This is a genomic window from Denitrobaculum tricleocarpae (genome assembly GCF_007004665.1).
Classification (GTDB): domain Bacteria; phylum Pseudomonadota; class Alphaproteobacteria; order Kiloniellales; family Kiloniellaceae; genus Denitrobaculum; species Denitrobaculum tricleocarpae.
The window spans coordinates 24,203-36,026 of record NZ_ML660072.1; the positions used below are offsets into that span (position 1 = coordinate 24,203).

An 11,824-nucleotide genomic window follows, 5' to 3' on the forward strand; every position below is an offset into this window, starting at 1 on the left:
TGAAAGAAAAGCCGGCCACGCAGCTGTTCCGCGCTTCACCAGACCCGGGTTCTCGCTGTCGAAGCCGGACCGCGGATCTCTCCTGCGGCCTCCACTGCTTCTTCCGGCGCTCTCTAAGAGGCCATGTCGCCGCCAGGCCGGAATGCGTCACGCTTGCGAGCGGGTGAGCGCTGATACGCGTTGCAGGATTGAGCGGCGCTTGGAGGGCTCATGACGTGTACTACGGACGTCATGATTAAGGCGTCCCGTGCCCGGTTTTAACCTGCCTCGCCAACGGTATTTGTGGATGGGGCCGGTCTCCGATTCAGCGCGCGATCGAGTTTGCCGGCAGGCAAAGGACATCCTGAAGCAGCATCCGGCATGAACCCGTCTAACCCTTCAAGCCCTCCAGCAGAGCTTCAATCGCTGTCATCACCTCCCGCGCCTTCGCCTCATCCAGTGCATCGTGATGCGGCGTTCCAAACCCGCCGCGGTCATTATCGAAATACTTTCCTGACGCCCCGGCAAATTCATCCGACAGGGCCGCGCGGCGGAGGATGTCCGCGCCGATGCCAAGATCACTTCCGGCGATGCCGAAGCCCTCCTGGACCATCTTGCTGGCGAGGAGCGAACCGGGGTTGACGGCGATGATGGCGGGGCCGTCGGGCAGGCTGGCGGCCAGTTCGCGGGTCCAGATGGTGATGGCGAGTTTGCTCTGGCTGTAGGCTTCCATCTCACCGAGTTGAACCTCTCCGGCGAGGGCGCGGATGTTCACCGGGGACTGGGCGGCGGAGGAGAGATTGATGACCCGGCCATCGGCGGGCATCAGCGGCAGCAGGTGCCGGGTCAGGGCGAAGGGGGCGAGGCTATTGACCAGGAAACGAACGTCCAGGCCCTCGGGTGTGACCGGGTTTGGGGTTTTGTATACGCCCGCGTTGTTGATCAGGACATCGAGGTGCGCGTGCTTTGCGCCGATCGCCTGGGCCAGGGCCTCGACATCGGCCAGGCGCGAGAGGTCGGCGACATAGGTCTCGCTGTCGCCCCCGGCGGCCTCTGCGGCGCGGGCCAGCTTCTCCGGGTTGCGACCGTGCAGCAGAAGTTTGTGCCCTTCGGCCGCCAGCAGCTTCGCGGTCTCCAGGCCGATGCCGTCGGTGGCGCCGGTGATCAGGATTGTCTTTGTCATCTCTCTTGTCCTTTGTCTGCAAAAGCGGACCGAACCTCTCCGCCGGGCGCCTGGGTACAGTCTCGTCAGAAAATGCCGGGTCAGTACCTCACCAGCGTGCGGCTCTCCAGGCTCATGCGGGTGACCTGAAGGGCGGGATTCTCGACCCGGTCCAGGGCGCTGTGGGCGATGGAGGACAGCCCGCGATTGTCGTAGATGTTAAAGCAAGCGACCTCATCGGGGGTCATTTTCGACTGATAGATCCAGTCATGGCTGTCGTTCGCAACCAGGCCCATGATCTGACCGATGCGGTCGGGGTAAATCAGTCCGATCTCCACCCAGTCCCGGGGCTTCACCGAGGCCGGCCGGACGAAACCCAGTGGCGCGGTGTTGATCGCATTTCCGACCGGCCGCCAGATGTTGATGAAGCCGAAGTGACCGGCTTCCCATTCCATCGCTTGCTCCTTGCCGATCAGATCCCGGAGGCGCTGGTGCGCCCCGGCGGGGCTGTAATCGCTGTGGACGTTCCGCGCAGGTTTGCGGGCCGAGTCAGGATCGTCGATGCGCAGGGTGTGATCGAAGACGATGACCTCCCTTGCGCCGACCTGCCGTTCAAGGAGCACGCGCAGTTCCCGGTCATAGACCTCCCGCCAGCTTTCGTCCGCGCCGAAATCCCGGACCTGCGAGGGATAGCTGAGGATGGCCAGGCTGTCCTCGGAAAAGCTTGCGGAGACATCGCCGCCGCGCAGGTCGGAGAGACGCACCTGCGTTGGCGCCAGCGCCGGCGAAATCAGCCTGCCGTGCTCGCCGCCCGCGTCGATCTGGAAAGCCTGCGGCCCGTCGCTTCTGACGTGATAGTTCACAATGGCGGTCGTTTGCATCGGGGCATCCTTGCGAAGATTGAGGTTTGCTGCCGGGCCGGTTTCGAACAGGACCGGCAGCGCTGTCTGCTTATGGGGCGAGGTCGTCTTTACCTTCGACCAGGAAGTGCTGGCTGTTCGAGCCGGCGGTGCGGGCCTCCAGGTGCGGCAGGTATTCAGGGTCGGACATGAAGGCCTTTGCCGCTTCGGCGGAGGGCCACTGGATCACGATCCGCAGGGCGGCCTCGCTGGCCTCGCCTTCGAGCTGTTCATGGCTTGCGGTGCGCGCCAGGTACTGGCCGCCGTGCTTGGCCACGAGCCGGTTTGCCGGACCGATGTATCCGGGCACCCAGTCATCGCGGGTGGGGGTAACGGCCAGAACGGAATAGTAGGTCATCGGGTTTTCCTTTTATTTGGAATGAGGGGAAGGGCAGCGCCAGTCGGGTGGCGCTGCGGGCTGTCCCCCTGTCATTTCTGCGCGCGTTCGAAAGGTCCGGGCGGTGCCCGGTTACGTCACGTCCTGAATGGAGATCACCAGGTCGTTCCAGGCCCGCTGGTTATCCATGTCGAACTGCGCCCCGTTGTCATCCGCGTATTGGAAACGCTTTTGCGCCGGTGTTTTGCTCATGGCCTGATAGAGCCAGTAGGCCTCTTCCTTCAGGGCGTCGGCGATGGGCAGGTCGATCGAGGCATAGACAGTCTCCTTGCAGGCCTGGATCGAATCCGCCGGGAATCGGGCGATGCGTTCGGCGAGCGCGGCCACATGCGCCGCGATCCTGTCGGCGTCGAGCGCCTTGTTGATCGTGCCGTAGGCTTCGGCCTGGTCCGCGTCGAAATCCTCCGCGCTCAGAATGATCTCCAACGCGCGGCCCAGCCCGATTTGTCTGGCCATGCGCGAGGCGCCGCCGCCGCAGGGCAGAATCCCCATGCCGACTTCCATCTGCATGAAGCGCGCCTTGCCGCGGGCGGCGAACCGCATATCGCAGGCCAGGGCGAATTCATGGCCGCCGCCTCGGGCGAAGCCTTCGATCTGGGCGATGGTCGCCTGCGGCAGCCGGCTGACCCGCTCGAGGGTCGTCTGCAGGTCGAGCAGTTCTACCCGATCTCGTGAAACCGCGGTGGTCGACATGTCTTTCAGGAAATTGGTGTCCGCGTGCGCTACGAAGATTTCCGGATGGGCGGATTTGAAGACGACGACCTTGATGTCGCGGTCCGGCTCCAGGCGGTCAGCCAGTTTGTTGAGGTCCGCCAGCATGGGCAGGCCCTGAATATTGACGGGGGGATAATCGAAGGTCACCCAGGCGATCGCGTTTTCGATCGATAGCGTGAAGGTGGCGAAGCTGTCGTCAGCCATGAAATGTGCTCCTCTCTGTGATTGAAGCTTAAGATATTTTATTGATTTCGAAATTAAACTGGCAATATTTGAATTGATAATTCGCATTTTGGATAAAATAATGAATCTCGAAAGCGTACGCCTCTTTGTCCTGGCTGCCGAAAGGCTGAACATCAGCGAAGCAGGCCGCAGGCTGGGACTGGCGCCCGCCGTCGCCAGCACGCGCCTGGCAAAGCTCGAGAAAAGCCTCGGGGCGGACCTGCTGCACCGCTCGACCCGCAAGGTCAGTCTCTCGACGGAAGGGGCCGAATTTCTGCCTTTCGCCCGGGAACTGTTGGCGCAGGAAAAGGCCGCGCGGACCGCTCTGGGTTTGGAAACACCTGAGGCCAGCGGAACCTTGCGCTTTACGGCGCCGAGCAGTTTCACGCAGATGTACATCGCGCCGCTGCTGAAGGGCTTCATGGCGGCGCACCCGAAGATCAGGCTGGACCTGCAACTCTCCGACAACATGTACGGCCTGATCGACGGCAGCTTCGATCTGGCGCTGCGCAACGCGGCGCTGGCGGATTCGAGCCTCAAGGCCCGGAAACTGGCGGACGACATCCGGATCCTCTGTGCCTCGCCCGCATACCTCGAGCGTCATGGAGTGCCGCGCGATCCGGGAGAGCTGCACCGTCACCAGCTGATCGGGTTCCGGAACCAGACTGCGCGCCGCCTCAAGGCGGCCGACGGTCGGACCGGCCTCTTCGATCCGCAATCCGCCGACTGCCGCCTGGTTCTCAATGACGGCCTGAGCCAGAAAATCGCGACGGTCGAAGGGGCGGGCATTTCCATGAACTCGATCTGGAGCGTTCACAAAGAGCTCGAGGCCGGCGCGCTTCGGCGGGTGCTGCCGGATTTCGTCCTGGACGATCAAACGGCGCTCTGGCTCGTCTATCCGAAGTCCAACGTGCTGACCGCGAAGGTGCGTGTCTTCATGGATTTTCTGCTGGAAGAGGTCGGCAAACCGCTCGCGCGGGAACAGGAATTCCTCGGTAACACGAAGTAGTGATGGGGTGGGGGCCATGCTCCTGCGCCGGCGGATAAGTTATGCCGTTGCCAAATTCAGCGCTTGTCGAACACTACAAGTTTAAAACAAGATTTTCTAAACCCGTCAGTTTAACTTCTGTTCACCGCAACCGAATTACAGCGGCCTGAGCGTCATTTTCTTTTCGACTGTGATTATGGTTAATATTCAATTACAATAAAGACTTGAGGGTATGAGATAAGGGGGAGAGTACTGTGGCACAGATAGCTGATGCGGTTGCGCCCGGAACAGGTCATCACCGCGATCTGGCCGAATTTATACTTCCGGCCATCGTTGCGGGGACGGGCGGGATGCTGCCGACACTCTCTCGGCTGGCGGCGACCTATGTCGATAATCCCTACACGCCCGAACCGGCCTACGGGATCTACCTGGGGCTGGCGATCTTTTTCGTGATCGGGGCGATCCTGGCCTTTGCCTTCGGGGAAAAGTCCCTGCGCCAGGCCCTGATCATCGGGATCAGCGCGCCGGCCCTGATCAACTCCATCGCCTCGGGCCTCAAGGACGCGGACAACGCGCCCCGCCCTGCGCCGGTCTCGCCGGCGGGAGAGGAGCGGCTGGTCGATCCGGAGACCTTCGCGCCCATCGAGCGCAGCAGCTGGAATTTCTCCTTCGGCGGCACGGCCTATGCCCAGACGACAGAGACTCCCGGCGCTGAACCCGGTAGAGAAACGGTTGTCACGCCGGATATGGTTCCCAGCCCCAGTCTGATACCAAGTCCGAGTATCGTGCCAGGTGCCGCTGTCCGGGAGCTGCCCTCCAGCGTCACGCTCAGGGCCGTTCCGCTGCCGGGCGCCGACCCGGTGGCACCGATCAGCCGCGAAAGCCTCTACGGCGAGCGCAGGGTGTCGCTCCGGCTGCGCTTTGCCGGCATCACGGAGAAGAACCCGGTGCCGATCAAGGTGAGCTTTTTCGATGAAGGCGGCTACCGGGTGGGGCAGAGCATGAGCCTGCGGCCCAGCGCCAGCCGGATCGTGACCCGCAAGGCGCCGGTCAGCGCGCAGGGGCTGTTCTTTGAACTCGACGGCATCAAGAAATCGGTGCGGCTGCCCCAGGGCGGGTTCCAGCAGGCGCGCTTCGAGGTGACCGGCGCGCTGAAGAAGGGCAACGACCTGACCTGGTCGCTGGGCTACAGCCGTGCCCTGGTCAGGGTCAGCGGGTTCGACGTGACGCCGGGGAAGGTGGTGCCGGTCAAGCCCATCGCCGAACAGGTGCGCGCGAGCGGCAATACACGGATCTTCGGCATCGACGCCTCGCACTTCCAGAAGTCGATCGACTGGGCGGATCTGCATCAGGGCAATCTGCGCTTCGCGATCCTGCGCGCGACCTACGGCAGAACGCCGGACCGTCTGATCGAGAGCTACTGGAGCGACTACAGCGCCTTCGAAAAGAAGGACGATATCGCGCTGGGCTTCTATCACTTTTTCCGCTTCGGCCAGCCGCCGGAAGAACAGGCGGAGAGTTTCCTGGCGGCGCTCCGGGATAAGAAAACCGCGCGGGCCTTGCCGCCGGCGGTGGGGCTGGCGCGCAACACTTACGATACCGCGATCACCGATGAGAACCAGAAAGACTACTTCGCCCAGGTGAGCCGGTTCCTCTCAATCCTGGAAGAAAAGACCGGGCGGGAGACAATGCTTTTCATCAATCGGGAGATCATCGAAGAGCTGGATATGCCCGCCGAGCTGGCCGCCAAGCCGCTCTGGATCAAGGACTTCGAAAACTCGATACCGGCTCTGCCGGAGGGCGCGGAGGGTTACCGCCTGTGGCTGCTGGGCACGGCGAAGCTGCCGGGCGTCGAATCGGTGGTGGACCTGAACATCTATAACGGATCCGCCGAGAGCTTCGCGGCCTTTACGACCGCGCCGCAGATGTAGGTTTTGGCCGACAGACTTCGGGTTCAGGCTCTCAGAGCGGAGCGCCGACTTTAAAACTTCACGCTTCCGTCAAACGGGCTTCATGCTGCGGGCGCATCAAGACCGCTCGCCCGCAGAGCACTCATCCTGAGACAAACCAGGGAGCGTCGATCCATGAAAAAATCCAAATCCTCCGCGCGCAGCGTCAGCCGCCGTTCGGTGCTGGTCGGCGGCACCGCCGCCGCCGGTCTTCTGGCCGTCAAGTCTTTCCCGGCACCGGCCATCGCGCAGCTGAACCGGCCGCTCTTCACCCACGGTATCCAAAGCGGCGATATCTCCGCCGACGGCGGGGTGATCTGGGCGCGTGCCGACCGGCCCTCGCGACTGATGGTCGAGGTCTCCACGACGGAATCCTTCAAGAACGGTCATCTGCTGCGCGGTCCCGCGGCGCTGGAGGACAGCGACTTCACCGCCAAGATGACGCTGAAGGACCTGCCTGCCGGCCAGGACGTCTTCTACCGGGCCCAGTGGCAGGATCTGGATAACGTCAACAGCAGCAGCGAGCCCATGACCGGCCGCCTGCGCACATCGCCCGCCGCCAAGCGCGACATCAGCTTCGTCTGGTCGGGCGATACCGCCGGGCAGGGCTGGGGCATCAACGAAGACTGGGGCGGCATGCGCGGATACAAGACCATGCAGGACAACAACCCGGACTTCTTTATCCATTCCGGGGACACGATATACGCGGATAATCCGATCGAGGCGCAGAAGGAACTGCCCGACGGGACCCTGTGGAAGAACCTGGTGACCGAGGAGAAGTCGAAGGTCGCCGAGACGCTCAATGAATTCCGGGGCAACTACAAATACAATCTGCTCGATGAGAACGTCCGCAACTTCAATGCACAGGTGCCCATGCTGGCCCAGTGGGACGATCACGAGGTGGTCAACAACTGGTATCCGGGCGAGATGCTGATCTCCGACGACCGCTACAAGGTCAAGAGCGCGTCTTTGCTCTTCGCCCGCGGCGCGCAGGCTTTTCACGAGTACATGCCGCTGCGCAGCAACCCCTACGAGCCCGAGCGGGTCTACCGCAAGATCAGCTACGGCCCCTCGCTGGATATCTTCTTCCTGGACCTGCGCAGTTACCGCGGCCCGAACGGCGCCAACAACCAGCCGGAGCCTTCGGCGGAGACCGCCTTCCTCGGCGCGCAGCAGCTGCGCTGGCTGAAGCGGGAGATGCTGGCCTCCAACGCCACCTGGAAAGTGATCGCCAGCGACATGCCGCTGGGCCTGATCGTCTACGACAACTGGCGGGAGAAGAACACCTTCGAGAACGGGGCGAACGGCGACGGCCCGGTGCTGGGCCGCGAGCACGACATCGCCGAGCTGCTGCGTTTCATCAAGAACGCCAGGATCGACAACACGGTCTGGCTGACCGCCGACGTGCACTACACCGCCGCGCACTACTACGACCCGAACAAGGCGCAGTTCCAGGACTTCATGCCTTTCTGGGAATTCGTCTCCGGCCCGATCCACGCCGGCTCCTTCGGTCCGGGCGAGATGGACAACACCTTCGGCCCGGAAGTGATCTTCACCAAAAACCCGGGCGGCAAACCCAATCTGCCGCCGAGCGAAAAGCTGCAGTTCTTCGGCCGGGTCGATATCAACGGCGAGAGCGAAGAGATGACCGTCACCCTGAAGGACATCGACGACCAGGACCTCTACAGCGTTGTGCTCCAGCCCAGGCGCGCCTGACAGAAACCAACAGTACTCCCTGTAAACTTCCCGGAGGGCCCGCTTGGGCCCTCCATTTTTTTGAAGCTGGGACGGTGTTAAAGACGCCGCTTGTCCATGCCGTCTGTCGTGTAGCTTTACATTTTTACACGGTCAAGCGCGGCGGGTTTTCGGGCGCTTCAGGCCGACTTAAGGTAAATCTCTGTCGGAGGTTTTTACAGTTTTAAGACAGTGGCGTGCGAAAGCGTCGCTTTCCTTTACAGACCGCCTTCGCGCTCATCGCTCAGCAGGGTCAAATTCCCCGAAAACCACCATTGGTGGTTTCTGGCACGCAACTTGCTGATGTGTCGTCGACGTGATCGTACGAAGCGGGGAATCGGTCCGGGGAAGTCTCAAAACAGAAAATCGGCGGAAAATGAACGTGTTAAATCTAAATCTCTGGTACAGGCGCGAGACGAAACTGCACAACAAGGGCCGCGCGGCGCTTCTGGGCGCGATGGCATTTGTCGCGGCGCTGGCCGTCGTAGAGACGGCGCCGGTGAGCGCGGGACCCATGGTCCACACTGACGAAACGGCCTTCAATGCAGCCGTCAACGGCGGCTCCATGACCATGGAGGGCTTCGAGTCTCTGAACATCCTGCAGCCTGACCCGGTCACCACGGGCGGCGTCACGATCAACGGGCCGGGCCCCGGCATCCTGATAACACACAACCAGCGGTTCATCACCGAGGGCGATCACGCCGTCCATTGGAACGCCAATCGCTACAGTGTCTTCAACTTTACCTTCGACACGGCAATCAATGCCTTCGGGATCGACATCGCCGATTTCGGTTCTTTCAAGTTCTTCAGCAATACGCTCCGGGTCAGCATCGATGGCGACGAATTCTTCGATGTTTTCAAAAACTTCAGAGGGGCGGATGGAAATGAACTCTTTCTCGGCCTCTTCGACGAGGACTCAAGCTTTACCAGCGTGACTTTCGCCGCGACGACGCGCCTGCCGGACTTTATCGGTTTCGACCGGCTGCAGTATGGGCTGATCGAGGCGACCCCGGTTTCCGAACCGGCGACCCTGGCGCTCTTCGGCCTGGGCCTGGCTGGTTTGGGTGTTTTACGGCGCCGCAAGAGCCGCGCCAGAGCCTGACACCGATAACCCTTTCGAACGCATCGCAAACCCCGCTTTTCCTGCGGGGTTTGTTGTTTCAGGGGCGGTCTTCGAGATGCGCCATCCATTTCATGACCACAATAATGCCTCTGATTACGGGCATTTGGGGACTCGACTTACCCGCCAGGATCGTATAGTTTTTGTTGCCCACAGAGCAATTCGCATTTGAGCGGACTCATAATTCACTGCCTCTCAATCAGCATAGTGCCGATTTCGAACGCAAATTATGAGGTTTTTCGTTTCAGGAAAAACGCGAACCGCCTTTAATTGGAGCATGAAGATGAAAATGTATCGCGACCTCTCACCGACCTGGTGATCTCGCCCTTCGGGGGCGGATCCGCCTTCGAACCGGCCCCGACTTAGATCGGATTCCGACATAGATCGGGCTCTGATTTAGATCAGACGGCGCCGGATTTTCATCCCTCTCAACCTCATCATCATTCGAACATGGCGGCAGGCTGCAGTGTGCAGCGCTTCGCCATCGCGATGCAGGATACGAGATCATGTTCCGTTTTTTAGAGTCCTTTATCGATCCCTTCAGATCCGTCGACGGCACGCCGCCCGACCGGCTGTGGCCCTACCTGCTGCACAATCTGAAACCTTTCCGGGGTGTGCTGGCCACGGTTTCCGTCATGAGCCTTTCAGTGGCGCTGATCGAAACCGGCCTGATTTACTATGCGGGCCGTCTGGTGGACCTGATGGCGGCGGCCGGACCGGAGAATTTCTCGGCGCGTCACGGCATCGAGCTGGCGGTCGTGGTGCTGCTGATCCTGATCGCACGGCCCATCGTGATCGTCGGCAGCATCGCCCTGCTGAACCACGGCATGTCCGTGAACCTGCTGGACCAGGTGCGCTGGCGCGCGCACAAGCATCTGCTGGGACAGTCGGTCGGCTTCTTTCAGAACGACTTCGCCGGGCGGATCGCCAACCGGGTGATGCAGACCGGTCCAGCCGTCGAAGACTCGACCTATATGTTCTTCGAGGCGATCTGGTACGCGGCGGCCTATGTGCTGGGCGCAATCCTGATCCTGGTCAACGCGGACGAGCGGCTGATCCTGCCGCTGGTTATCTGGCTGGCGGCCTATCTGACGCTGCTCTACCTGCTGATCCCGAAGATCGGAGATGCCTCCAAGCGCATGTCCGACGCCCGCTCGCTGGTGACCGGCCGGATCGTTGATTCCTACACCAACATGCAGACGGTCAAGCTCTTCGCCCACTCCGCGCGGGAGGAGGCCTATGCCCGCACGGCCATGGCCATGCATCGGCTGCGCTTCGCCCGCCTGCTGCAGCGCATGACCGCCATGACGGCGGGACTGGCGAGCCTGAACGGTGTGCTGATCGTCACCACGGTCGGGGCGGCGGTCTGGTTCTGGCAGCAGGGCGAGACCACGCTGGGCACGGTGGCCGCGGCGGCGGCCCTGACCCTGCGGCTGAACGCCATGACCGGCTGGATCATGTGGGTGACCTCGCAGCTCTTCCAGAATGCCGGGATCATCAAGGAAGGCATGGAGACCATCTCCCAGCCGCATGGTGTGGTCGACATCCCGCAGGCGCCGGATCTTGCGCTGAGCGGCGGCAGGATCCGTTTCCGGCAGGTCGTGCATCTCTATGGCCGGGACCCGGCGCATCAGGCTGAGGGCGCACCTGGCGGCAAGAGGCCGGTCGCGGGCGGACTTCATGGCATCGAACTGGAGATCCGGCCCGGTGAGCGGGTCGGTCTGGTGGGACGCTCGGGCGCGGGCAAGTCCACCCTGATCAACCTGCTGCTGCGTTTCTATGACGTGGAGGGCGGGGCGATCGAGATCGACGGCCAGGACATCAGCCGTGTGACGCAGGAGTCCCTGCGCCGCTCGATCTCGGTGGTGACCCAGGACACGGCGCTGCTGCACCGCTCCGTGCGCGACAACATCCTCTACGGCAAGCCTGACGCCAGTGAGGCCGAGATGCGCCGGGCGGCCCGGCTGGTCTATGCGGACGACTTCATCGCCGGTCTCTCCGACCCCAAGGGCCGGAGGGGCTATGATGCCCATGTGGGCGAGCGGGGCGTGAAGCTCTCCGGCGGTCAGCGGCAGCGGATCGCGCTGGCCCGGGCCGTTCTGAAGGACGCGCCGATCCTGGTGCTGGATGAAGCCACCTCGGCTTTGGATTCCGAGGCCGAGGCGCTGATCCAGTCGGCCCTGGGCGGCCTGATGGCGGAAAAGACGGTGATCGCGATTGCCCACCGTCTCTCCACGATCCAGCGCATGGACCGGATCATCGTGCTCGATGACGGCCAGATCGCGGAGCAGGGCACCCACGCCGAATTGCTTGCGCTGGGCGGCCTCTACGCCGGCTTCTGGTCCCGCCAGTCGGGCGGGTTCATCGGCACGGAGGCCGATGAGGAGGCTGAGCAGGAGAGGTCAGCTTAAATGAGAGCAAAATGCGTTTAATCAGCCTCAAAACTCGCTGCCTCTCGATCAGCGATCTGCTGATCTCGCCAACTGCTCTTTGGCGCAAGTTTTGAGATGATCCGATTCAACGAAACACATTTCGCTCTAGGGTCTGTACTCAATTGGTGCTTTTCGTGACATTGGAACTGTGATTCAAGCTTTCTGATGATAGGAGGTTTGGATGGGCAGAAAGTTATTTTATCTAAGCGACGAAGAGTGGTCTCGGAT

Annotated in this window: 9 protein-coding genes; 5 read left to right on the forward strand and 4 right to left on the reverse strand. The window is 61.9% G+C overall.

Features of this window, described 5'->3' with window-relative positions; all coding sequences use genetic code 11:
* Window positions 1-370 precede the first annotated feature (370 nt).
* The 4 genes from FKG95_RS28820 to FKG95_RS28835 form a co-directional block, all read right to left on the reverse strand.
* Window positions 371-1,162, reverse strand: a complete 792-nt coding sequence (locus FKG95_RS28820; protein WP_142899933.1) for an SDR family NAD(P)-dependent oxidoreductase — start codon at window positions 1,160-1,162, stop codon at window positions 371-373.
* Window positions 1,163-1,242: 80 nt separating this feature from the next.
* Entirely contained in the window at window positions 1,243-2,022 is a 780-nt protein-coding gene (locus FKG95_RS28825) for a CmcJ/NvfI family oxidoreductase (RefSeq protein ID WP_142899934.1), read from the reverse strand.
* 70 nt (window positions 2,023-2,092) lie between these two features.
* A complete protein-coding gene (locus FKG95_RS28830; RefSeq protein WP_142899935.1) occupies window positions 2,093-2,398 on the reverse strand; it encodes a DUF1330 domain-containing protein in 306 nt (101 codons plus the stop codon).
* Between the two features lie 111 nt (window positions 2,399-2,509).
* Entirely contained in the window at window positions 2,510-3,355 is an 846-nt protein-coding gene (locus FKG95_RS28835; protein ID WP_142899936.1) for an enoyl-CoA hydratase/isomerase family protein, read from the reverse strand.
* Between the two features lie 100 nt (window positions 3,356-3,455).
* Here FKG95_RS28835 and FKG95_RS28840 point away from each other — a divergent pair, with 100 nt between their 5' ends.
* The 5 genes from FKG95_RS28840 (at window position 3,456) to FKG95_RS28865 (ending at window position 11,575) form a co-directional block, all read left to right on the forward strand.
* Window positions 3,456-4,382, forward strand: a complete 927-nt coding sequence (locus tag FKG95_RS28840) for a LysR family transcriptional regulator (RefSeq protein ID WP_142899937.1) — start codon at window positions 3,456-3,458, stop codon at window positions 4,380-4,382.
* A gap of 233 nt (window positions 4,383-4,615) precedes the next feature.
* The gene (locus FKG95_RS28845; protein WP_142899938.1) at window positions 4,616-6,292 is read left to right on the forward strand and encodes a glycoside hydrolase family 25 protein; all 1,677 of its coding nucleotides are present in this window, start codon (window positions 4,616-4,618) and stop codon (window positions 6,290-6,292) included.
* 153 nt (window positions 6,293-6,445) lie between these two features.
* Window positions 6,446-8,026, forward strand: coding sequence for an alkaline phosphatase D family protein (locus FKG95_RS28850; RefSeq protein ID WP_142899939.1), 1,581 nt, complete (start codon window positions 6,446-6,448; stop codon window positions 8,024-8,026).
* 394 nt (window positions 8,027-8,420) lie between these two features.
* On the forward strand, window positions 8,421-9,146 hold the full coding sequence (locus FKG95_RS30060) for a PEP-CTERM sorting domain-containing protein (protein WP_218940405.1): 726 nt from the start codon (window positions 8,421-8,423) through the stop codon (window positions 9,144-9,146).
* A 524-nt stretch (window positions 9,147-9,670) separates the two neighbouring features.
* A complete protein-coding gene (locus FKG95_RS28865; RefSeq protein WP_142899940.1) occupies window positions 9,671-11,575 on the forward strand; it encodes an ABC transporter ATP-binding protein in 1,905 nt (634 codons plus the stop codon).
* Window positions 11,576-11,824: the final 249 nt, after the last annotated feature.

Bases quoted from the DNA above. Each gene is read 5' to 3' on its own strand.
- FKG95_RS28820 (WP_142899933.1), bottom strand. From the start codon at position 1,162: ATGACAAAGACAATCCTGATCACCGGCGCCACCGACGGCATCGGCCTG.
- FKG95_RS28825 (WP_142899934.1), bottom strand. From the start codon at position 2,022: ATGCAAACGACCGCCATTGTGAACTATCACGTCAGAAGCGACGGGCCG.
- FKG95_RS28830 (WP_142899935.1), bottom strand. From the start codon at position 2,398: ATGACCTACTATTCCGTTCTGGCCGTTACCCCCACCCGCGATGACTGG.
- FKG95_RS28835 (WP_142899936.1), bottom strand. From the start codon at position 3,355: ATGGCTGACGACAGCTTCGCCACCTTCACGCTATCGATCGAAAACGCG.
- FKG95_RS28840 (WP_142899937.1), top strand. From the start codon at position 3,456: ATGAATCTCGAAAGCGTACGCCTCTTTGTCCTGGCTGCCGAAAGGCTG.
- FKG95_RS28850 (WP_142899939.1), top strand. From the start codon at position 6,446: ATGAAAAAATCCAAATCCTCCGCGCGCAGCGTCAGCCGCCGTTCGGTG.
- FKG95_RS30060 (WP_218940405.1), top strand. From the start codon at position 8,421: ATGAACGTGTTAAATCTAAATCTCTGGTACAGGCGCGAGACGAAACTG.
- FKG95_RS28865 (WP_142899940.1), top strand. From the start codon at position 9,671: ATGTTCCGTTTTTTAGAGTCCTTTATCGATCCCTTCAGATCCGTCGAC.